General features: G+C 60.3%; 21 protein-coding genes. 2 read left to right on the top strand and 19 right to left on the bottom strand.

The genetic code is table 11. The features are described from left to right. The 7 genes from BFP92_RS23695 to BFP92_RS23665 form a co-directional block, all read right to left on the bottom strand. Positions 1 to 807: an iron-containing redox enzyme family protein gene (locus tag BFP92_RS23695; RefSeq protein WP_058420948.1), complete on the bottom strand. Its 807-nt coding sequence runs from the start codon at positions 805 to 807 to the stop codon at positions 1 to 3. A 45-nt stretch (positions 808 to 852) separates the two neighbouring features. Then, positions 853 to 3,327, bottom strand: coding sequence for an EAL domain-containing protein (locus BFP92_RS23690; protein ID WP_065931359.1), 2,475 nt, complete (start codon positions 3,325 to 3,327; stop codon positions 853 to 855). A 65-nt stretch (positions 3,328 to 3,392) separates the two neighbouring features. Further along, on the bottom strand, positions 3,393 to 5,195 hold the full coding sequence (locus BFP92_RS23685; RefSeq protein WP_056861154.1) for an ABC transporter ATP-binding protein: 1,803 nt from the start codon (positions 5,193 to 5,195) through the stop codon (positions 3,393 to 3,395). Beyond that, a complete protein-coding gene (locus BFP92_RS23680; RefSeq protein ID WP_065931358.1) occupies positions 5,185 to 5,823 on the bottom strand; it encodes a DsbA family protein in 639 nt (212 codons plus the stop codon). Before BFP92_RS23680 ends, BFP92_RS23685 begins: the two co-directional genes overlap by 11 nt. 3 nt (positions 5,824 to 5,826) lie before the next feature. Beyond that, the gene (locus BFP92_RS23675) at positions 5,827 to 6,768 is read right to left on the bottom strand and encodes an oxygen-dependent tRNA uridine(34) hydroxylase TrhO (RefSeq protein ID WP_065931357.1); all 942 of its coding nucleotides are present in this window, start codon (positions 6,766 to 6,768) and stop codon (positions 5,827 to 5,829) included. A gap of 118 nt (positions 6,769 to 6,886) precedes the next feature. Next, positions 6,887 to 7,183 (bottom strand): BolA family protein, encoded by a 297-nt coding sequence (locus BFP92_RS23670; protein ID WP_065931356.1) that lies wholly within the window; start codon positions 7,181 to 7,183, stop codon positions 6,887 to 6,889. A 6-nt stretch (positions 7,184 to 7,189) separates the two neighbouring features. Further along, positions 7,190 to 7,708 (bottom strand): DUF2059 domain-containing protein, encoded by a 519-nt coding sequence (locus BFP92_RS23665; protein ID WP_003175221.1) that lies wholly within the window; start codon positions 7,706 to 7,708, stop codon positions 7,190 to 7,192. Between the two features lie 249 nt (positions 7,709 to 7,957). Here BFP92_RS23665 and BFP92_RS23660 point away from each other — a divergent pair, with 249 nt between their 5' ends. Then, a complete protein-coding gene (locus BFP92_RS23660) occupies positions 7,958 to 9,346 on the top strand; it encodes a class II fumarate hydratase (RefSeq protein WP_065931355.1) in 1,389 nt (462 codons plus the stop codon). 200 nt (positions 9,347 to 9,546) lie between these two features. On the opposite strand, the gene BFP92_RS23655 is transcribed toward BFP92_RS23660, so the two are convergent. The 12 genes from BFP92_RS23655 to pap all read right to left on the bottom strand — a co-directional run bounded on the left by BFP92_RS23655 (position 9,547) and on the right by pap (position 21,778). After that, on the bottom strand, positions 9,547 to 10,503 hold the full coding sequence (locus BFP92_RS23655) for a DMT family transporter (RefSeq protein ID WP_065931354.1): 957 nt from the start codon (positions 10,501 to 10,503) through the stop codon (positions 9,547 to 9,549). Between the two features lie 81 nt (positions 10,504 to 10,584). After that, positions 10,585 to 11,538, bottom strand: coding sequence for a fimbrial protein (locus BFP92_RS23650; protein WP_065931353.1), 954 nt, complete (start codon positions 11,536 to 11,538; stop codon positions 10,585 to 10,587). 91 nt (positions 11,539 to 11,629) lie between these two features. Further along, positions 11,630 to 12,166, bottom strand: coding sequence for a fimbrial protein (locus tag BFP92_RS23645; protein ID WP_065931352.1), 537 nt, complete (start codon positions 12,164 to 12,166; stop codon positions 11,630 to 11,632). A gap of 11 nt (positions 12,167 to 12,177) precedes the next feature. Next, positions 12,178 to 12,657, bottom strand: a complete 480-nt coding sequence (locus tag BFP92_RS23640; RefSeq protein WP_065931351.1) for a fimbrial protein — start codon at positions 12,655 to 12,657, stop codon at positions 12,178 to 12,180. Between the two features lie 13 nt (positions 12,658 to 12,670). Next, positions 12,671 to 13,165, bottom strand: coding sequence for a fimbrial protein (locus BFP92_RS23635; RefSeq protein ID WP_065931423.1), 495 nt, complete (start codon positions 13,163 to 13,165; stop codon positions 12,671 to 12,673). A gap of 10 nt (positions 13,166 to 13,175) precedes the next feature. Continuing rightward, positions 13,176 to 13,760 carry a fimbrial protein gene (locus tag BFP92_RS23630; RefSeq protein ID WP_065931350.1) on the bottom strand — a complete coding sequence of 195 codons (585 nt, stop codon included), beginning with the start codon at positions 13,758 to 13,760 and terminating at the stop codon, positions 13,176 to 13,178. A 25-nt stretch (positions 13,761 to 13,785) separates the two neighbouring features. Then, complete coding sequence (locus tag BFP92_RS23625) at positions 13,786 to 14,544, bottom strand: fimbria/pilus periplasmic chaperone (RefSeq protein WP_065931349.1); 759 nt, start codon at positions 14,542 to 14,544, stop codon at positions 13,786 to 13,788. Then, positions 14,541 to 17,144, bottom strand: a complete 2,604-nt coding sequence (locus BFP92_RS23620; RefSeq protein ID WP_163005563.1) for an outer membrane usher protein — start codon at positions 17,142 to 17,144, stop codon at positions 14,541 to 14,543. The genes BFP92_RS23625 and BFP92_RS23620 overlap by 4 nt, the downstream gene beginning before the upstream one ends. 20 nt (positions 17,145 to 17,164) lie before the next feature. Continuing rightward, positions 17,165 to 17,725, bottom strand: coding sequence for a fimbrial protein (locus BFP92_RS23615; RefSeq protein ID WP_065931348.1), 561 nt, complete (start codon positions 17,723 to 17,725; stop codon positions 17,165 to 17,167). A 52-nt stretch (positions 17,726 to 17,777) separates the two neighbouring features. Then, complete coding sequence (locus BFP92_RS23610; protein WP_058420940.1) at positions 17,778 to 18,299, bottom strand: fimbrial protein; 522 nt, start codon at positions 18,297 to 18,299, stop codon at positions 17,778 to 17,780. Positions 18,300 to 18,793: 494 nt separating this feature from the next. Next, positions 18,794 to 19,978, bottom strand: coding sequence for a thiolase family protein (locus BFP92_RS23605; RefSeq protein ID WP_065931347.1), 1,185 nt, complete (start codon positions 19,976 to 19,978; stop codon positions 18,794 to 18,796). Positions 19,979 to 20,263: 285 nt separating this feature from the next. Further along, on the bottom strand, positions 20,264 to 21,778 hold the full coding sequence (gene pap / locus BFP92_RS23600) for a polyphosphate:AMP phosphotransferase (RefSeq protein ID WP_065931346.1): 1,515 nt from the start codon (positions 21,776 to 21,778) through the stop codon (positions 20,264 to 20,266). 156 nt (positions 21,779 to 21,934) lie between these two features. On the opposite strand from pap, the gene mnmD reads away from it, so the two are divergent. Then, on the top strand, positions 21,935 to 22,774 hold an 840-nt coding region (gene mnmD, locus BFP92_RS23595; RefSeq protein WP_139114106.1), incomplete at its 3' end, for a tRNA (5-methylaminomethyl-2-thiouridine)(34)-methyltransferase MnmC2.

The raw sequence follows: 22,774 nt of genomic DNA, 5'->3' as shown, positions 1-22,774 counted from the left end.
TCACGCCTCGCTGGCGACGCGAACCTGACGCTCGCGAACGGCTGCTGGCGCCTTTGCTTTTTCGTTCTCCAACCGCATGCAACTTTCCAAAAACAGGTACATGTAGTCGTAGCTCTTGCACACCGCCTGGCGCAGTTCTACCTGCAAGGCCTTGCTCGGGTTCATCCCCGCCAATGTGCAGATGATTTCCAGCGCTTCCCAAGGGTGGGCGTCGTCGTATTGCGCGTGCATCTTCAACCACTTCATGGCGCGCTTGCGGTCTTCTTCAGGGAAGGCGGCCGCATATACACCGGTCGAGCACACCACGGCAGACCACTCCCCGGTCGCCCCCTCGATCGCGTAGTTGGTCGCTGCAATCGCCACGATCAATGAATCAGCCGAACTGGTGTGCCAGCACCAGTGACTCAGTGCATGCAACTCCGGTGGTACGTTCTGCGCTTGCAACTCTTCCAGGCTTACACCGTGGGCGCGCGCCCAGTGCACCCAATAGTCGGCGTGGTTGAGTTCCACGCGAATATTGCGCATCAGCCACCGGCGCGCCATATCCTCTCCAGGATGACGGGCAAACTTGGTCTTGGTGAGGTTCTGTGCCATGTACAAGGCAAACTGTTCAACCACTGGCCAGCCACCGATCAGGTAGTGGCGCATGGTTTTGGCGCTGAGCGTGTTGTCACGCATGCGCTGGTACAGTTCGTGTTCGACAACCCGGCGCTTGCTCTCACTACAGTCCTGGATCAGTTGTTGCGCCCAGGCCGGGTAACTCGAGGCTTCCATAAGCGGGCCGGTTCGGTTGAAGGTGTCGATCACTGTAGGGCTCCTTTTCTAGTGTGATTGTACAGACCGTCGAATGCTTCAGCGGAATGTGCCGGGCGCCTTTAGCAACAGTGGCTGCGGCCGCACAGGTCGGCATTGCAGACTATCAAAGGTAAACAATTGCGGACGTTCGATCAGGTAGCCCTGAGCATAATCCACACCGATCTCAAGTAAAGCCTGTTCGATCAGCGGTGTTTCAACAAATTCGGCAATTGTGCGCTTACCCATGACGTGGCCGATGTGGTTGATCACTTCGACCATGGCACGGTTAATCGGGTCGTCCAGCATATCCTTTACGAAACTCCCGTCGATCTTCAGGAAGTCTACAGGCAAATGTTTAAGATAGGCGAATGAAGACATTCCGGCACAAAAGTCATCCAGCGAAAAATGGCAACCTAAGGCCTTGAGTTCATTAATAAAGCGGATCGCACTACCCAAATTGGCAATAGCACTGGTCTCGGTTATTTCAAAACAAATCATTTCCGGCGGAATGCTGTAAGCCTCGAATTTCTCACGTAAAAATCCGAGAAAATCATCATCTCCAATAGTTATGCCTGACAGATTAATCGCACACATAGCCATAGGACGGCCTGCACGCTCTTGCATACAACGGGCGATAATCTTAAATACGTTCTCCACCACCCAACGGTCCAGCGAAGTCATCAAACCGTAACGTTCGGCAGCCGGAATAAAACTGTCCGGCAGGATGATCCGACCCGCCTCGTCATGCAGGCGCAGGAGGATCTCAATATGACCATTGCCGCCATCGGTGTGACCCAGCGGCGAGATTTCCTGGGAATAGAGGCAAAAACGATCTTCTTCCAAGGCCATGTGCAGGCGCTGCACCCAGGCCATTTCGCCAAAACGCAGGGACAATTCCGAGTCATCGGCATGGTAGACCTGCACCCGGTTGCGGCCCTTCTCCTTGGCCATATAACAGGCCATATCAGCCGCGCGCAACGACGTTTCCAGGGTGGTCGGCGATTGCGAGATATGCACCAGGCCAATGCTCACGGTGGTCATGAACGGCCGGCCTTTCCACACAAAGTGCAGGCTTTGCACGGTGTGGCGCAGGCTTTCGGCGATCTTTTCCGCCACGGCTGCCGGGCAGTTCTCCAACAGAATGCCGAACTCGTCGCCGCCCAGGCGCGCCAGGGTGTCGCCTTCGCGCAGGTCCGATTGCAGCAACGCACAGATATGCCGCAACAGCTCATCACCCGCTGCATGCCCGCAGGTGTCGTTGACCAACTTGAACTGGTCGAGGTCGAGGAACATCAGGGCATGCCGCCCGCTCTGCTGGCGCGACACCTGTTGCAACACCTGCTCCAGGCGGAACTCGAATTCGCGGCGGTTGGCCAGGCCCGTCAAGGCATCGTGGGTCGCCTGCCACGACAGGTTAGCGATGTACTGGCGCTCCTGAGTCATGTCGTGCAGCACCAGCACCGCGCCGCTGACCTTGCCGGCACTGCGGATCGGCGCGCCAACCAGGGTGACCGACACCGTGCTGCCGTCCATGCGCTGGATCAGCTTGGAATGCCCGCTGCCACCACTGAGTTCGCCCTTGATAATGTGTTCGATCAGGGCAAAACCATCGGGCTCGGCATTCTCGTCGAGCAGGTTGAATAACGCCGCCAACGGCAAACCTTGGGCCTGCGCGTTTTTCCAATGGGTCAGCGCCTCGGCGGCCGGGTTCATGTAGGCAATCGCACCGTCGACATCCGTGGTGATCACGCCGTCACCAATCGACTCCAGGGTGATCTGCGCCCGCTCCTTCTCGGCTTGCAGCGCGGTGGCAAAGGCGTGGCGTTGAGTCAGCAGCTTGTGGGTACGCAGCAGCGCCAGCACGATCAAACCCAGGGCAGTGGCCAGGTTGGTGATCAGCAGCAGGCGCAGGATCATCCGCGAGCCTTCGCCCAAGGCATCGCTGAAGGCCTTGGCCGCCGGCGTCACGCCTTCGTTGATGGCGATGATGTGCTTCTTCCAGTCGGCAACGTCGCCAGAGTTGACTTGATCGCTGTGGAACGCCCGGTGCATCGCCTGGGCCAGGTCATCGAGTTGCACCAGGTAACCATCGCCGACGGTCCACAGTTCGATGGCTTTTTCCAGGTAACTGAAATGACGAAAATTGAGGTACAGCCAGATCAGGCTGGACACGTCATCGGGGTGGTTGCCGCCCTTGAGGATGCCCAGGCGCGCGGCCGCAAGATCGGGCGTGGGTTGGTCCAGCGCCACCCGCAACTCATGGCCGCCCTGGGGCACGGCGATGGCCTGCTGGTATTTGAGGAAGGTCGCTTCGTCGCGGTTATCGGCGTAAAGGGTCAGGTAGTAGATGGCATCTTTCTGGCCCTTGGACCACAAGCTCTCGCCTGCCACATAGCCGCGCACTGCTGACAGCACGTAGAGGCTGACGCAGCCCAGCAATGCCTGGAACAGCACGACGGCAATAAAGGGCCAGACAATGCCCAGCAACCGAGGCCTGCTTAACGTCGCTCCGAGAGTACGCTTTTGCTTCATGAGGTCCCTTGCACATGCACTGCTTGATACGCACGCGAAAATCCGCTCTCGATAGCTCAGCTAAATCAACGCACTTGTTGCAGATGCCCATAGAGCTTGGCGTACAGCCCTCCATCGGCAATCAACTGCTGATGGTCGCCATCTTCGGCGATATGCCCGCCATCAAACACCAGTACCCGGTCGGCCTGCTTCACCGCAGAAAGCCTGTGGGCGATGATCAGTGTAGTACGCCCACTGAGAAACCGCGCCAGCGCCTGGTGCAGGTTGTATTCGGTAGCGGCGTCCAGGGCCGAGGTGGCCTCGTCCAGTATTACCACTTTCGGCTCGGCCAGCACCATACGCGCGATCGCCAGGCGTTGGCGCTGCCCGCCGGAAAAACGCACACCCGAGCGCCCCACCACGCTGTCCAGGCCCAAGGGCAGTGCCTTGACGGTAGCATCCAACTGGGCGATTTCCAGTGCCTGCCAGCAGGCTTGGTCGCTGCGGGCGCGGCCCATGGTCAGGTTGGCGCGCACGGTGTCATTGAACAGCGCCGGGTGTTGCAGCACCACTGCGACGTTCTCGCGGATGGTCGCCAGGCCGATTTCCTGCTGGGTGGCACCGCCGAAACGGATACTGCCGGCCTGGGGCGTATACAGCCCGAGCAGCAGTTGCACCAAGGTGCTTTTGCCGCCGCCGCTGGCGCCGACAATCGCGACCTTCTCGCCGGGTGCGATGGCCAGGTTCAACTGGTTGAGTACCAGCTCTTCGCCATAGCCGAAGTTGAGACCGCGCACCTCGATGCCGACGGTCTCACGCCCGGTGAACGGGTCTTCGCCGCCGGCATATTGCGGCTCGTCAGCCCGTGCCAGCAGCTCGTTGATACGCGTCAGCGCACCACCCGCGGCGTAATAGGCATATTGCAGGTTCAGCAGTTGCTCTACGGGGCCGATCATGAACCACAGGTAGCTGAACACCGCGAGCATCTGGCCGATGGACAGGTCGGAAAACAACACGGTGAGCATCGCCGCTGCGCGAAAGATGTCGATACCGAACTGGAACAACAAGCCACTGGCGCGGCTGGAGGCGTCGGTTTTCCATTGCGAGTGGATCGCGTAGTCGCGTACTTCCTGGGCGCGCTGGCCCAGGCGCCCGAGGAAAAACCCCTGGCGATTGCCGGCACGCACTTCCTGGATGGCGTCGAGGGTTTCGGTCAGCGCCTGGGTAAAACGCGACGTGCTGTCGTTCTCCAGCTTCTTCAGGTGTTTGACGCGTTTGCCCAACTGCACCGTGGCGTAGATCACCAAGGGGTTGAACAGCAGAATCAACAGCGCCAGTTGCCAGTGCATCCACACCAGAATCGCCGAGGTGCCGACCAGCGTGAGCATGGCCACCAGGAAGCGGCTGAGGGTTTCACCAACAAACTTGTCCAGCGTGTCCAGGTCGGTGACCAGGTGCGTGGTCACCGTGCCACTGCCCAGGCTTTCGTATTCGCCCAGGGAAATCCGTTTAAGCCGTTCGATCAGGCGCACGCGGATGCGGTACACAATATCCTTGGCCAGCCGCGCAAACAGCCGCGCCTGCACCACGTTGAACACCAGCGCGCCGCAGCGCAGGCATAGGGTCACTAACAGCATCAGGCCGATATACCCAGCGGCCTTTTGCCAGCCCAGTGGCAACGCGTGGTTCATTACCTTGAGCGCGGCATCGCCGTGGCCCAGCAGCACTTCGTCCACCAGCAGCGGCAACAGCAAAGGGATAGGCACACTGCACAGGGTCGCCAGCACGGCAACGCCGTTGGCGATCCACAGGGATTTCTTGTGACGCAGCGCCAGGCGGCGAATTTCCGCCCAGGTCAGTCGGTCGGTGCGTTTGGGCTCATCCTGCACAGGTGGCACGCTCCAGCCATCGGGCGAGCAAGGGCGACAGCTCGGACAACGGCTGATAGCCGTTGGTCAGCAACGCCAACTGGCCATTACGCTCGGCCAGCAACGTCGGGAAACCGGCAATGCCCAGGTCCTGCACCCAGGTAAAATCAGCCGCCGTCGCCGCATGTTGATCGGCGCGGTCGAAGGCGCCGGCAAACTCGATGCGCGGAATACCGGCCTGCTCGGCCAGTTCCACGAGCACGCTGGCGAGGGTCACATCCCGGCCTTCGACATAAAACGCCCGCTGGATCAGCCCCAACAGTGTCCAGGCGCAATCCGGCGCCAGGCTGCGCGCGGTGACGATGGCGCGGCACGCAGGCTCGGTGTCATAGACAAAGCCGTCGGGCAACGCGCCTTCACGCTTGAACGGCTGGCCGGTGGCGTCGGTGACGGCCTGCCAGTGCTCAAGGATATAGCGCCGCGTAGTCGGCTCCAGCGCCGCGCCGCTGCCGGTGCGCAAACCGCCCACCACCAGGTGCACGTCCACGCCGGCCGCCTGGGCCTGCTCAACCAGCGCCTGCGCCACCGGGGCAAAGCCCCAGCACCAGGAACACATCGGGTCCATCACATAGAGCAGGCGCGCGGGCATGGGTCAGGCCTCGGAAGGGGTTTGCTTGTAGTTGAAGCCAATCGGGTGCGGCATGTTGCGGGCCTTGGCCAGCTCGATCTGCTTTTGCCGATCGATGGCGCTGCGGCGGGTCTTCTCCGGCAGCTTATCCCAGCAATGCGGGCAACTGATGCCCGCCACATAATGCTCGGACGCGCGGTCTTCTACGCTGACCGGTGTGCGACAGGCATGACATTGATCGTAGTCGCCTTCGCTGAGGTCGTGGCGCACGGTGACGCGATTGTCGAAGACAAAACAGTCGCCCTGCCATTTGGTTTCTGCCTGCGGCACCTCTTCGAGGTACTTCAGGATCCCGCCTTTAAGGTGGTAAACCTCGTCGAAACCTTCGCTGAGCATATAGCTGGAGGCTTTTTCGCAACGAATGCCGCCGGTGCAAAACATCGCGACTTTCTTGTGCTTGGCCGGGTCGAAGTTGGCTTTGATATAGTCGGGAAATTCGCGAAAACTGGTGGTTTTCGGGTCGATTGCGCCTTCAAAGGTGCCGATCGACACTTCGTAGTCGTTGCGCGTGTCGATCAACAGCACTTCAGGGTCGCTGATCAGCGCGTTCCAGTCCTGCGGGTCGACGTAGGTGCCGACCTTTTTGTTCGGGTCAACGCCTTCGACGCCCAGGGTCACGATCTCTTTCTTGAGCTTGACCTTGGTGCGGTAGAACGGCTGATCGTCGCAGTACGACTCTTTGTGGTCGATGTCGTCCATGCGTGGGTCGTTCTTGAGCCAGGCCATCAGGCCGTCAATGCCTTCGCGGCTGCCGGAAACGGTGCCGTTGATGCCTTCTTCAGCGATCAGCAAGGTGCCTTTGATGCCGTTATCGACCATTGCCTGCAGCAGTGGCTCGCGCAGGGCGACGTAATCTTCGAGGGTGACGAACTTATACAGTGCCGCCACGACGATCGGTTGAGTCAAGGGTGTTCTCTCCAGGTGGCTACCCTCGTAAGGGGTGAACCGGATGCAAAAAAAACGCGCCGGCTAAGCGGCGCGTTGCGGATTCTAACAAATGCCGGGGGTCAGAGACACCTGATCATTAGTCATGCCCGCCGGCGCAGGTCGGCGAGGCCGGGGCTGCGTCGATTTTCGCCCATTCTTCAGGCGTATAGGTATGCAGCGCCAACGCATGAAATTCGCTCATCAGGTCACCCAGGGTGGCGTAGACCGTCTGGTGGCGCTTGACGCGGTTGAGCCCCTCGAACTGCTGGCAGACCAGCACGGCCTTGAAGTGGGTCTGCAACCCACGGCTGTGCATGTGGCTTTCATCCAGCACGCTCACGTGGTGCGGGCTCAGGGCGGCGAGCGCCGTTTCGATACGCTGTTGCATGGTCATTCCTGCTTACTTCTTCTTGGCCGGGGCGGCGGCTTTTGGCGCCAGCTCGTTGGTCATGTCTTCGAGCAGCTTGTTGACCACCGGCACGGCGCTTTCCAGCTTGGCCTGGGTCATCTGGGCCGATTGCTGGGTCAGTTGCGGCATTTTTTCCAGGACTTTCTTGCCCAGTGGCGACTGGTAGAAGGCTACCAGGTCCTTGAGCTCGGATTCGCTGAAGTTGGTGGTGTAGAGCTTGACCATGTCCGGCTTCAGCTTCGGCCAGCCGATGGCCTGGTCCAGCGCGGCGTTGGCCTTGGCCTGGTAGCTGTCCAGTACGGACTGCTTGGCGGCAGGTGCCTTGGTCTGTTCGAAACGCTGGGCGAACATTTGCTGCACTTGCATGTACACCGGGGTACCCAGCTTGTCAGCGTGGGCCAGGGTCAGGAAGGCTTCGGCACTGGCGTTATGGCTGGCGGTATCGGCAAAAACCTGGCCGCTGGCGCAAACCAGAGCAACCGCGGTACAGATGGCACGAAGACGAGTCATCGAGTTTCCTTTCTAGCAGGCGAGGTAAGACCCCAAGGGCGACCATTCTGCGCCTAAAAAACCTCGCGGCTCAACCCCAGGCCTTGTTCGGCCTGGTTTTGCCGGGGCATGGGCGCGCAATCCACCTTTCGGTGGGAGCGGCATGCAGCCTGAACCTCATGGGAATACCCTCGATGAAACGTCTTTTATGGAACCCCCACCCCCGAGCACAGCCTAAACTGCGCAAACGAACCTGAAGGAGTGTGCCCGATGAGCCGTATCGAAACCGACAGCCTGGGAGACGTCCAAGTCCCGGATGACGCTTACTGGGGCGCCCAGACCCAACGCTCGCTGGTGAACTTCGCCATCGGCGAGCAACGCATGCCGCTGGCGGTATTGCACGCGCTGGCCCTGATCAAGAAAGCCGCAGCACGGGTCAACGACCGCAATGGCGACTTGCCCGCCGACATCGCCCGCCTGATCGAACAGGCCGCCGATGAAGTGCTCGATGGCCAGCACGACGACCAGTTCCCGCTGGTGGTATGGCAGACCGGCAGCGGCACCCAGAGCAATATGAACGCCAATGAAGTGATCGCCGGCCGTGCCAACGAGCTGTCGGGCAAAGTCCGTGGTGGCAAAAGCCCGGTGCACCCCAATGACCATGTGAACCGCTCGCAAAGCTCCAACGACTGCTTTCCCACGGCCATGAGCATTGCGGCGGTGCAGGCGGTTCATCAACGCCTGTTACCGGCGCTCGCCACGCTTTCTGGCGGTTTGGCCGAGTTGGCCGCCCGCCATATGAAACTGGTGAAGACCGGCCGCACCCATATGATGGATGCCACGCCGATCACTTTTGGCCAGGAAGTCTCGGCCTTTATCGCCCAACTCGACTACGCCGAGCGCGCCATCCGCAGCGCCCTGCCGGCCGTGTGCGAGCTGGCCCAGGGCGGCACCGCCGTGGGCACCGGGCTCAATTCGCCCCATGGCTTTGGCGAGGCGATTGCCGCCGAGCTGGCGGCGCTGTCCGGCTTGCCATTCGTGACTGCGCCGAACAAGTTCGCCGCGCTCTCGGGCCACGAGCCACTGGTGACCCTGCACGGCGCACTGAAAACCCTGGCGGTGGCGCTGATGAAACTCGCCAACGACCTGCGCCTGCTGGGTTCCGGCCCACGCGCCGGGCTGGCCGAGGTCAAGCTGCCGGCCAATGAGCCGGGCAGCTCGATCATGCCGGGCAAGGTCAACCCCACCCAGTGCGAAGCGCTGTCGATGCTGGCCTGCCAGGTGCTGGGCAATGATGTGACCATCGGCATCGCCGCCAGCCAGGGGCACTTGCAGCTGAACGTGTACAAGCCGGTGATCATCCACAACCTGCTCGAATCGATCCGCTTGCTGGCCGACGGCTGCAACAACTTCCAGGAGCACTGCATCGCCGGCCTTGAGCCGGATGCCGAGCAAATGGCCGAGCACCTGGAGCGCGGTTTGATGCTGGTAACGGCGCTCAACCCGCATATCGGCTACGACAAGTCGGCGCAGATTGCCAAGAAGGCCTACGCCGAAGGCTTGACGCTGCGCCAGGCCGCGCTGGATCTGGGTTACCTGACTGATGAAGAGTTCGATCAGTGGGTGCGCCCGGAAAACATGCTGGAAGCCGGGCACTAGGAGAGCGGGCGAAAAAGCATCCTGTGGTGAACGCGGTTTCTGTGGCGAGCAGGCTTGCCCTGCGTTGGGTGGCGAAGCCGCCCTGATCCAGGCAACGCGCTCTGTCAGACAGACCTCGTCGGCGGGTTTTGGGGCCGCTGCGCAGCCCAACGCAGGGCAAGCCTGCTCGCCACAGTGGGCGTGTTCGTCCTTTAAGGGTATTAATGCGCCATGCGCAGCCGCCGGGCCTTGAGCCCGGCGAGCAGCGACGGCGCCAGCGCTACCGTCGCTGACCCGAGCACCACCACCAACGCGCCGACGTAGCCCAGGGTATTGATCTGCTCCGCCTGCACATAGTCCGGCCACAACCACGCCGCCAAGGCCACCGCGACAAAGGTCACCAACGGCGTCAGCGCCAGGGTCGCACTGACCCGCGACGCCTCCCAATGCGCCAGCGCTTCGGCAAACGCGCCATACGCCACCAACGTGTTCATGCAGCAGGCCAACAGCAACCAGCCTTGCAGCGGGCTCAGTTGCAAAGCCTCCAGCGGATGCGCCCACGGCGTGAGCAAGAGAGCGCACGACAGGTAGATCACCATCATTACCTGCAGCGAATTCCACACCGTCAGCAGTTGCTTCTGGCCCAGGGCGTAGAACACCCAGATGGTGGTGGCCAGCAGAATCGTCAGCACGCCGGCCGTGTAGGCGCCCATGGAGGTCAGCAACTCAGCCAGGCGCTGATTGAAGAACAGACCAAAACCGAGGATCAGCACCACCAACCCCGCGCCCTGCCCCAGGCTGAAACGCTCCTTGAACACGAACACACTGGCGATCATCAAAAAGATCGGCCCCATCTGCACCACCAGTTGCGCGGTGCCGGGGCTGAGCATTTTCAGGCCCACCAGGTACAGCACGTAGTTGCCCACCAGCCCGCACACAGCCATCGCCACCAGCCAGCCGCCCCTGGGGCCAAGCACCTTGCGACTGGGCAAGCGTTTGCTCAGCGCCAGGTAGATAAACAGGCAACTGCCGGCCACCACCAGGCGAAACCAGGTGACGGTAACCGGGTCCATCACCTGCAACACTTGTTTAAGCTTGATCGGCAGAATGCCCCAGAGCAGCGCGGTCAGCAGGGTCAGGAGAAAACCATAGACCCAGCGGCCCGAAGAAATGTGCATGAGTGCCCCAAAAAACCAGAGGTGGAGGAGCCGGCATTCTAGGGCGATGCACTGCGCTTTGGGTATCGATCATTTTGTGTGTCAGGGCACCCCCATCACCAGCACACCGCTGCCACTTACAGCCCCTGCTGTCGGAAGAGAGCCATTGCGCCGTACCAGCGAAAACGTCACATCGTCTGCGCCCGCGCTGTTGGTGATACGGGTGAGGAACGAACCGTTCACCGGCACTGCAGTTCCCGCGCGCACCATGGCCGTGCCCACGTCCGGGTTACTCATCATCAACAGCCGCGTGTCGAATCCGGAACGGGTGCCTTTGTAGGTAATCGTGATAGGCGTGTTGATCCCGCCGTCCGGGCAGGAGTAGGTGAGTCTGCGGTTACTGACGATGGAGGATGTGAGCGGGTCTATGCCGATTGCGCGCTGGTGCACCGTGCCGAAGTTGATTTCGATCGGGTTATTGTTGTTGATCGTGCAGGTGGAGGGGGAAACGGTGAAGTCGTTGGCTGCGGTGTAGGTCACCGTGAGATCCGCTCTGTCTGAGTTATAGTTGTTCGTGGCGGAGATACGCAGGAGCCCAAGCATATCGCCGATTCGAACATCGATCGGGTTGGATGGACTGCTACGCATCAGAATGTAAGGCGTGATATTGATCGGGTAGCCGACGCCGTTGTTGGGCATCGTGGCTATTCGTATCCCCGCCGGAACAGGAACATTCTGGAAAGATCCGTTGATTCGCAAACCGGCCCTCTCGCTGCTGAATTTAGGGCCGGGGGTCCAAGGGGCGCCTGTTGGATTACCGGTAGCCCAGTAGTCTTCGCCCCAAGCAGGACCTGCACCAGCGGTGAATCGACATTCGAGCCGGGCGCCCTCCATCAGAATCCTCGTGCGATCCTCATCGAGCCGGACGTTCACGGGTACGGTCAGGTGAGTGACACGCCCCCACGCCCCGCCATTGACCCGACAGTCAACGGCCTGCGCGGTCGTTGCAACAGCAGTCAGCAGGAGCAGCACAACAGCTTTGTATATTCGTTTCATTTTGATCTCTCGTTGCGTATCCGCGCAGACCACCTTCCAGCGAGCGAGGTGTGTGCAAGGCTGTTTCCAACCTATGAATGTCGGTTGATCGTTACGGGTAATCCAGCGTAAACGTTGAGGTCACCGTGTATGCACCGTGCCCGATGGTTTGATCCCTGATGGCGGTCGGCTCGCCCTGCACAAAAGCCTTGAGTTCGATCACATTGCTGCCATCACTCAACACCTGCTCATCGCTGACGGCATTCACAGGCAGTGGCTTATCGCTCAGTGTCTCAATACCGACGCCAATCCCTGAGGCACCACTGCCACCGTCCAGCGCGAACAAACCGGGCAGCTCGCTGTTTTCGGCACCGCCGAAGGTGATGGTCACGGTGTTGCCAATGGTGGTGTCACACTCCTCCAGGTGCAGCTGGAACCGCTTGCCCACTGTTCGCGTGTTGATGTAGAGGTGCTTACTGGTGACGTCCCAGAGCTCCAACGTGATTGCTTCATCGCCTGGGCGGAGGGTGCAGGCCTCTTCAACCAGGTTGCCCTTGAACATCAGGTTGTCCGCCGCATGGCCCAGGGGGATCAGGCCGAAGGTGAGCAATAACGCCAGCCCGCCTTTTGGCACAATGTGGTTTCGCATCGACTCAGCTCCTACTGGTATTCGGCCAACAACGTGGCCACCGCCGTAAATCGCGAGGGCGTCAAAATGGCGCCTGGCAGCTGCACCGGCACCACTTCCAAAGTCGGCGGTGACGACAGGTTGATGTCCAGTGGCGTATTAAGTGGAAGTGGCAGGTTATTCTGGAAAACACGAATGCCCAGTGCCGGTACGTTGGTCTGCACCGCTGCACCGTCAAACGAGGTGGCTGTGCCGTTGACGCTCAATTTGAGCTCCCACGGCAACGTGTCGGTGCCACAGTTGATGGCGTAGCCGACACCTCTGCGATACTTCACACCGTCGACGCGCTTTACCCCGACGTCGCCAAAATCCACCTCAATCGTGTTGCCGCTGTCGATCGTGCAAGGCGGTGGTTCATTCAGCGTCCCGCTGAACGTCAAATTGGCCGACGCACCACTGCAAAGGCCGATGGAACACAAGGTGAGCAACGCGCGCTGCTGCCAAAAAGTCATTGATCATTCCTCGTCATTGGTAATCGACCACCAGGGTGGCGGCAGCATCGAATGCCCCGCCGGTCAGCTTGCTGCCCTCACGCTTGACCGGCACCGCCTGCACCACGGGGAAATTGGGAAAGGTAAAATTCACCGCCGTATTCAGCGGCCAGTCAGTGCCGTTCACGAACAACTTGACCCCAAGGTCGGCCTTGCGGGTGGCCAGCACGCGGCTGTCAAACCCGGCGCCGGTGCCTTTGAGTTCCAGGGTCAGGGCGTTGCTGAAGGGCGAATCACAGGTGACGGTGTAAGGCACACCGCGACGATAATTGACGCCATCCACCCGTGACGTCTGAAGGTCATTGCCAAACGGCACATCAAGGGTCGTGCCGTTATTAATGACGCAAGGCGCAGGCGCGATGATGACTGCCCGGATGACCAAACTGGTCTCGGCCTGCACACTTTGACTGACAAACCACAGCAGGCCACCAGCAATAAGAATGGCCCTTGGGCCGATTGATTGGGTCATCGCGTTGCCCTTACTCATAATTGAGCCTGAAATCCACCACAGCCCTGAATGCCCCACTGCTCAATGGCGCGGTGGTGCGGGTGGGCCGAACACGCCAGGTCTGGGTGTTGCGTCCTACGGGCAAAAACAAGGGTTGGCCCCTTGAACCCAGCTGTACGTCACGGCCCAAGGCGTCGGTCAATTGCAGGCCCATCCCGGTGATGCCTTGCACTTTGACCAGCCGTGGGTCATCGGCATCGGCCGGCGCATCAAACGTTATCGACACCACGGGTTGGTAGGCGCTCCATGCCAGGTTTCCCGTGCGTTCGTTGCGCACACGGCCGGCCGTGCGCAGGCAATCGGTAAACCGCAGCTGAAAGGCCTTGGCCGTCGCCTGGTCGCCGGGCCGTTGCAATTGGCTGGTGGACACGGCGTCCAGGTCAACCGTCTGATGCAGTGAGGTCATATCCAGGCTGCAAGGCGATTCATGCATAGAGCCGAGCACATTCAGCAGCCCACTCATACCTTCGATATCCTCGTCATCCTCGGCGGCGTGAACCGCCGCCGCCAAGACCCATAACAGGCCGCCCAAGACCTTCACACGTTGCGACTTCATGATGTTCTCCAGCAGCTGGCATTACTCAATTAGGCGATGAGGCCTGCACGTTCACGTTGCACGTGTCACCCGTGCAGGTGAACGCCAGGAGCGGACGACCGCCGTAATCATTCACATAGGCCAGGTAAGGCGCCGAACCCAGCGCCTTGGCGGAAGGGCCCAGGGTCAACGACTCCTTGGGCGCAATCATCAGGGGCGCAAAGCCCTCCACGGTTTTGCCCTCCTTGCTGCTGCGCGCATCCACCAGGGTCACGTAGTAAGGCGTCGGGTTGTGGACCCGGTACTGGTCGCCTTCGCGGGTCAGGGTGAGTTTCTGCTGCCAGGGGTTGGACAGGTCCTGCTGGCTCGGCGTAATGGCTTGCGGCCGGTAGAACAGCTTGATGCGGGTCTGCAAGGCAATTTGCAGGGTGTTGGACTTATCGCTGCGCGGCGGAATTTCCCGCAGGTTGAAGTAGTAAACCGTCTCCCGGTCCTGCGGCAGCGACTTGGCCGCCGGCAGCGCCTGGACTTTCACTTGGCTTTGTTTGCCAGGCTCCAAGCGTTGAACCGGTGGCAGCACGATCAGCGGCGAGGTGATTTTTTTACCCGCCTCGTCCTCGATCCAGCCCTGGGCCAGATACGGCAACTGGGTATTGTTGTTGGTGATATTCACGCTGGTGGCATCTTTGCCGCCATCAAAAATCACGCGGGTACGATCCAGGCCGACGGCGGCGTTGGCGCTCTGGCTCAGGGCCAGAGCCAGCAGCGCCAAGGTCTGGGAAGTGAGTCGTATGTTGGGCATCATGAGGATGTGTTCTCCGTATCAGTGGGCTTGCCGGTCAGCACGGCAGGTTCAGCCAAGGATGGGTCTGTGGCTACCAGCTGGCAGCGCAGTTGCAGGGCGTCGGTCAACCCATCCGCAGGCAACGTGACAGGCAGCGTGAGCAGGCAGCGTTCGTCACCGCCCCAACTGACGACCATCTGCTCGCCGGCCTGGATACCGCTCAGGTAGACGTTGCCGCCGTCATTCACAATCCCGGTGTCCTGTTGTTTGAGGTTCTTCACCGTGGCGCCGAAAGGCGGCAAGCTGCCATCGGGCAGACGCACAACGGCCATGGCCTTTTCACCGGCGATCACATCCAGCGAGCGGTAACCGATCGCGCCTTCGGTAAGGGTCAGTTGCGTGACCGATTGAGTGGCCTCGACATTGTTTGGCAAGCGCTCCAGATCAACGCTGGCCGCCGTGCGCTGGTAACTGCTGATGTCGGAGATCACGGCCTTGCCGAACACATTACTGCGGGTCGGTGAGCCATAACCGCGCACCGGAACATCAGGTACGCCGCCGGTGTCGATCATCAGGCGGGTGCCGCCGGTGCTGGTCGTACGATGGAGTGCGCCACCGTAGGGGGTGAGCGTGCCGCCGCCACGTGCCGACAGGCCGAGGCTGCTGTAGCCGCCCTCTTGAGTGCTGGCGCTCAGGTCGATGTCGGCCTGGTCGCCCATATGGCTCAAGTAACCACTGGCGGAAGAATCGCTGGCACTGAGCTGGTAGCTGTTGCGCTCATCGAGGCGATCGCTGTAGCGCGTCGCGAAGTTGTTCCTGCCGGCGGTCCGGTTGGCATCCATCGACAGTGTGCCGGTGCGCCCCAAGGGCAGGCTGACCGTCACGGCCATGCCGTTGTCTTTGTAGTTGTATTCCTGGGTGCGGTACATGTTCAGGGACAGGCTCATGTTCTTGACCGTGCCCACATTGAAATAGCGCGACAACGACAGGTTCCAACGCTGCGTGTCTGGCCGGTCCCAATAGGTTTGCTTGTTGTAGCTGGCGTAGACGGTGGCGCCCAGGTCGCGAAACTGCTTGTTGACCGTGACCGTATACAGCGCCTTGCTGCCACCAATCGGCTTCCAGCCCTCACTGGGATCGCGATAATCGCCTCGCCCGCCGAGTTCGCCGTTCAACCCGTAATACCGGGCGTCCAGGTACTCGCTCATGCTCAAGAAGTTTTTCTCGGAAAACCGGTAACCGGCGAAGGTCACTTGGCTGTCGTACTCTTCGAAGTTCTTGGAGTATTGAAGGCGATAGGATTTGCCCGAGAGCGTTTCGCGCCAAACCTCGGCGCGCGACTGCGTCACATCCAGCGAGACGGCACCGAACGCCAGCAAGTCCCTGCCGGCCCCGACCGATAACGCCCGATAGTTGTTATCGGTCATACCGCCGCCGAACAACGACCAGCCATTACTGATGCCCCAGGAAAACTCGCCGGTGCCGAAAACATTGCCATCCGAGCCGTTCTGAAGATTCGACGGTCGGCCAGTCGCCAACTTGTAGCGAACCTGTCCAGGGCGAGTCAGATAAGGAACACCCGCCGTATCCATCTGAAAGCTGTGCACCGAACCGTCCTGCTCCTCGACGCGTACATCCAGCTTGCCCGTTACCGCATCCTGCAAGTCCTGGATGCGAAAGGGGCCTGCTGCGACCAGGGTTTCGTAGAGCACACGGCCCTGTTGACTGATGATGACTTTGGCATTGGTCTTGGCCACCCCGACCACTTCCGGCGCGTAGCCACGCAGGTTGGGCGGTAACTGGCTCTCGTCCGAGTTGAGCGCGGCACCGGTAAAACGGAAGCTGTCGAACAGGTCCGAATACAGGTAATTCTCGCCCACCACCAGGCGCGCCTTCAGCGCAGGAATCGCGCGATAGGCGTAGTAGCGGCTCCACTCCAGCTTTTGCGGCCCGGCCGCTTCCTGCCGACCACGTTCGAGGCGCCCTTGCCAGTCGGCCCTCAAGCGCCAGGCGCCGGCATTGGCGCCGACGGTGCCGTTGCCACTGAGGTTATTACGGTTGCCGTCGCCTCGTTGGTAATTGGACTGGGCCGTCAGGCTGTAGTCCACCAGCAACCCTGGCACCCCTTCATCCCAGCGCGCAGGCGGGTCCCAGTTGATAGCGTTGTACTCCAGGTACGCCTGGGGCAAGTTGATACTCAGCGTGGAGGTGGCCAGGTCTCCACTGACTTCCATGCCTGGCAAACTTTGAATATCCAGACACTCGCCGCCCTTCCACCATGCCAGCTTGTCGGCATCGGAGCCTTTCAGGCTTAACTGTTCCACCAGGCTGCGCGACAAACACGCCTGACTGCCTTTGGGGTCTTTGTCCGGAGGATAGAACGCCACCGATTGTTCAGGAATAGGCTGGCCATTGACTTGCACCACCATCGTGTAAGTACCCGGCAAAATAAACCCGCTGCGGGCAAATTGAGACAAGTCAATATTGCTGCGATCAATCAGGTCGAGCACATCCGTATTAAACTCGACATCCCCGGCTCCCAGTGCTGTTCCTGCCAGAGACATCAACCCGCCAAACAGGCTCGGGCGCAGCGTATTTTTGAACTTCGCTGTATTCAACATGAACGCCTGTCCATCACTATTCAAAAGTATTCCAACTTGAACCGCACTGCGGCGGTGTGAGCACCCACGACCAGCGGCAGTCCATTACCGACCAGATAAAATCTGTAGTTGAGCGTCATATCGCCCTCCGACAAAGGCGTGGGCGACATTCGCTGCCCGGGAACACTCTCTTCGCCAGCAGCGTCAACGATGTGCAGGGCAACCCCCTGCGAGCCACCAAACACGGCAAAGGAGAGCCCTCCCCGGTCGGTAGCGCCGTCAAATGTCACCCGCATGTGTTCCCAGTCAGGCAGGGTTGCCCCAGGGCGTGATGGGTCCGGGCGAGTCAGCGTGCAATTGACCAGTCGCAGTTGGAAGGGATGGTCTTCGCCGCGCGTGTTGCGTAGCAACCGGCCGACCGGCTCCGGTGGCATCTCGATGGTCTGATCGATACTGCCCAGTTCCAGCCCGCAGGCGGAGTCAACGACTTCTCCCCCCAACTGAACCACGCCATGACCTTGCGAAGATGCCTGGGCGAATACGCAAGGGCTGATGAATGTCATCAAAGAAGAGGCGAGTGCGAGGCGTTTGAATGTTTTCACCTGGATCTCCCGTCAGCGTCCCCCCGCCACGCTGGGTGGCGGGGAGCAAAACTTACTGATAAGCCAAGGTGAAGTTGGTGACGGCGCTGAAGTCGCCCGGGATGATCGGGTCGGTGGCAGCGCCTTGCACGTAGGCACCGAACTCCAGGGTGTTGTTACCGGTGGCGATGGCCTGCGGGGTAGTGGGTTTGCCCAGTTCAACCAGGTCACCGCCGTGAGTCATCATGATGCCCACGCCGCCTGCACCACCGACCGTACCGATCGCACCAGGCACAGCGCTGGAAGGCGCGCCGGTGAAGGTGGTGGTCACGGTGTTATCGGTCAGGCCGGACAGGTCGCAGCCTTCCAGTTCAATCAGCACACGACGCGCTTCAGACTTGCCGCCCGACTCCAGTTGGTGTTTGGCAATCGCCCCCAGGCGAACGGTCTGATCCACCGAGTCAGGCTTGATAGAGCAAGCACCCGAGTGCACCGACCCCAGAAACGTAACCGTCCCATCCGCTGCCTGCGCAACAGAGATCGAGCCGGCCATCAGACCGATAGACAACAGCGCAGCTTTCATTTTGGTTTTCATGTACAGATTCCCACTTATTCACAAGTGTCATTAAAGAAGCCCGGCCACAGGTCGGTGCAGGGCTGATTAAACGAGCGGTTATAACCCGTGTTGTTAAGCCGATGACTCCTGAGTTGTTTTCCAATTAGTTGTATTGCAATTCAGGGATCAGCTCAACGCCAGGCAATTCTCCACTTCACACTTGCGCAAGTAAGCCATCCATTTCCGCAAACCAAGTAGCCGCGACACACTAGACCACGCAGGAAAAACATGGCTATTTGCCAAAACTTTGAAAAGCGCTGAAGGAAAAGGACTACGCGCGGACTAATGAGAACAATTCAAACCAGATCGCATCTGTAAGACGAGGATTACATGAGTTAAAAAATAACCGTGTTTACGCCATTAGAGCAACTAATCAAACAAACGAAGCCGTACCTGATTATTACCAAACAGCGAATGTGCAAAGGGGGAGCATGCTCCCCCTTTATTTGGCTACGGTGCTAACTGTCGATTGACTAACGCACCGCCTCAAACAATCCGGTCGCGCCCATGCCACCGCCCACGCACATGGTGACGATGCCGTAGCGCAGGTTACGGCGCTGCAACTCACGCACCAGGTGCCCCACTTGCCGCGACCCGGTCATGCCGAACGGATGGCCGATGGAGATCGAGCCGCCGTTGACGTTGTACCTGGCGTTGTCGATTTCCAGGCGATTGCGTGCGTAGAGGCACTGCGAAGCAAACGCTTCGTTAAGCTCCCACAGGTCGATATCCGCCACCTGCAGGCCCTTGGCTTTGAGCAGTTTGGGCACCGAGAACACCGGGCCGATGCCCATTTCGTCCGGCTCGCAACCGGCCACGGTAAAACCACGGAAAAACGCTTTGGGCTTGAGCCCCAGTTGCAGGGCTTTTTCCAGGCTCATCACCAAAGTCATAGAAGCGCCATCGGACAACTGTGAGGAGTTGCCCGCCGTCACCGAACCGTCTTCGGCAAACACCGGCTTAAGGCCATTGAGGCTGGCCAGGGTGGTGTCGGGGCGGTTGCAGTCGTCGCGGTCGACCACACCATCGAGCACCTGCACCTGGCCGGTATTTTTGTCTTCGACCTTGTACTGGACCGCCATCGGCACGATTTCATCGTTGAACAAGCCGTCGGCCTGGGCCTGGGCGGTACGTTGCTGGCTTTGCAGGGCGTACAGGTCCTGGTCTTCGCGACTGACGTTATAGCGGCGCGCGACGATCTCGGCGGTCTGGCCCATGGGGAAGTAAATGCCCGGCACCTGCGCCTTGAGCAGCGGGTTGATCAGGTTGTCGGTGTTGACGCTTTTCATGGTCAGGCTGATGGACTCGACGCCACCGGCGACGATGATATCGCTGCAACCCGAGGCAATCTGGTTGGCCGCAATCGCAATTGCCTGCAAGCCCGAGGAACAGAACCGGTTGAGGGTCATGCCCGCCGTCCCGGTGCCCAGTTGCGAGAGCACCGCCACGTTTCGCCCGATGTTGTAGCCCTGGGCGCCTTCGTTGGAGCCGGCACCGACGATGCAATCCTCGACCGTCGCCGGGTCGATACCGTTGCGCGCCAGCAGCGCGTTGACGCAATGGGCCGCCATGTCATCCGGGCGCGTCTGGTTGAACTTGCCACGAAAGGACTTGGCCAGGCCGGTTCGCACGCTGTCGACGATCACTACTTCACGCATGGGCTACCTCGATCTTGTTGTTGGGAGATGGACCGAGCATAGATCCGGGCCTGCCCAACCGCGATGATCATTCACCTGGCATATGCAAAAGCATGACCGCCTTACGAACGAGGCTTCTGTGGCGAGCCAGGGTTATTTCTTTGGATCGTTCCCACGCTCCGCGTGGGCATGCAGCCCCGGACGCTCTGCGTCCCGCTGACCAAGGCCACCTTGAAGGCGACGCGGAGCGTCACTGGATGCGTTACCACGCAGAGCGTGGGAACGATCAATGCTCGACAGCTTCCGCTATTTCTTTTTCTTCTTGTCGTGTTTGTCGGTCTTGTCGAACGCCTCTTCCAGCGCGCGGTTGATGGTGCGCAGCACTTTTACCCGCGCCCAGCGCTTGTCATTGGCTTCCACCAGGGTCCAGGGCGACACTTCGGTGCTGGTACGGTCGACCATGTCACCCACCGCCGCCCGGTAATCGTCCCACTTATCGCGGTTGCGCCAGTCGTCTTCGGTGATCTTGAAGCGCTTGAAGGGGATTTCCTCACGGGCCTGGAAGCGCTCCAGCTGCGTGTCTTTGTCGATGGCCAGCCAGAACTTGACCACAATCACGCCCGCATCGCGCAGTTGCTCTTCGAAATCATTGATCTCGCCATAGGCGCGCATCCAGTCCGCCGGGGTGCAGAAGCCTTCGATACGCTCCACCAACACACGGCCGTACCACGAGCGGTCGAACACGGTGAACATGCCGCGTGCCGGAATCTTCTGCCAGAAGCGCCACAGATACGGCTGAGCGCGCTCGTCTTCACTCGGCGCGGCAATCGGCACGATATGGTACTGGCGCGGGTCCAGCGCCGCCGCCACGCGACGGATCGCCCCGCCCTTGCCCGCCGCATCGTTGCCTTCAAACACGGTGATCAATGCGTGCTTGCGCATGCGCTTGTCGCGCATCAGGCCGGAAAAGCGCGCCTGCTCGGTAATCAGCTGTTCTTCGTAATCGTCTTTGTCCAGGCGCTGGGTCAAGTCGAGGCTGTCGAGCAAGCTCTTTTTGTCCACCGAGGCAATCAACGGCGCCGGGTTCATGCCGCTGGCCTTGCCCTTGGGCAGCTTCAAGGCGTTTTGCAGGCTTTCGAGCAGGATTTTGCCCACCGTGAGGCTGCGGTAATTCGCATCCACGCCTTCGATCACATGCCACGGCGCGTAGTCACGGCTGGTGCGGCGCAGGATACGCTCGCCGAAATGCACAAACTTGTCGTAGGTTTCGGACTGCTGCCAGTCCAGCGGGCTGATGCGCCAGCTGTGCAGCGGGTCGTCGGCCAGCGCCTTGAGCCGCGCCTTCATCTGCTTTTTAGACAGGTGAAACCAGAACTTGAAGATCAGCGCGCCTTCATCACAGAGCATCTTTTCCAGGCGCTCGGCGCCCGCGATGGCCTGGTCCAGGCGCGCATCCTTGATCTGGCCATGCACACGGCTTTGCAGCATCTGGCTGTACCAGTTGCCGAAAAAGATGCCCATGCGGCCCTTGGCCGGCAGCTGGCGCCAGTAGCGCCACGCCGGTGGCCGTGCCAGTTCTTCGTCGGTCTGCTGGTCGAAGGTGCGCACCTCGATCAGACGCGGATCCATCCATTCATTGAGCAGCTTGACGGTTTCGCCCTTGCCCGCGCCTTCGATGCCGTTGATCAGGATGATCACCGGGAAGCGCTTCTGCTGTTGCAGTTCGTATTGCACTTCCAGCAAGGCTTCACGCAGGGCCGGCACTTCGGCCTCAAAGGTGTCTTTGTCGATGGCGTGACCGATTTCCGCGGATTCGAACATGGGCAGCTCCATTTCAAGATGGCTCAAGACTAGCGGATTGGGCAACAACACGCGGAAGGAAATTCAACCCGCGCTTGCCGTGGGTCAATTCATTACCGGTTGATCGGCTAGAATGGCCGCCGTGCCTTTGCCCGCCGTTATTTTTATGAGCCGCCCATGACCCCCATCACCCACGCCCAGCTCGACTGGGATGACCAAGGCCGCCCGCATTCGCGAGTGTTCGACGACGTGTACTTTTCCGACAAGTCGGGCCTTGAAGAAACCCGTTATGTGTTCCTTGAACAGAACCGTTTGCAGGAGCGCTTTGCCGCCTTGCCGGTGAATGGGCGGTTGGTGATTGGTGAAACCGGTTTTGGTACGGGGCTGAATTTCCTGTGCGCCTGGCAACTGTTCGAACAACACGCAGTGCCCGGGGCACGCCTGCATTTTGTCAGCGTGGAGAAATACCCGCTGAGCCACGCAGACCTGCAGCGCGCCCTCGCCCTCTGGCCCGAACTGCAGCCTTTTGCAGAACAACTGCTGGCGCAGTACATCGCCATCCACCCAGGCTTCCAGCGCCTGGTGCTGGATAACGGCCGCGTGACCCTGACGCTGTTGATCGGCGACGCCCTGGAGCAATTGCCGCAACTGGATGCGCAAATCGACGCGTGGTTTCTCGACGGTTTTGCCCCGGCCAAGAACCCCGACATGTGGACCGCTGAGTTGTTCGCCGAACTGGCGCGCCTGGCGGCACCGGGCTCGACCATCAGCACCTTCACCAGCACCGGCTGGGTACGTCGGCTGATCAACGCCGCCGGCTTCAAGATGAAACGCACGCCGGGCATTGGCCACAAGTGGGAAATCCTGCGCGGCGAGTTTCTCGGTTGGCCCGACGATACGCCACCACCGGCCACACCCAAACCCTGGTTTGCGCGCCCGGCAGCCGTCAACGGCGAGCGCCATGCCATGGTCATCGGTGGCGGCCTGGCCGGTTGCGCCACCGCTGCCAGCCTGGCC

This window comes from Pseudomonas sp. 58 R 3, from assembly GCF_900006605.1.
Taxonomy (GTDB): domain Bacteria; phylum Pseudomonadota; class Gammaproteobacteria; order Pseudomonadales; family Pseudomonadaceae; genus Aquipseudomonas; species Aquipseudomonas salomonii.
Note: the sequence above shows the minus strand (reverse complement) of the source record. Positions and strands in the feature narration are given on the sequence as shown.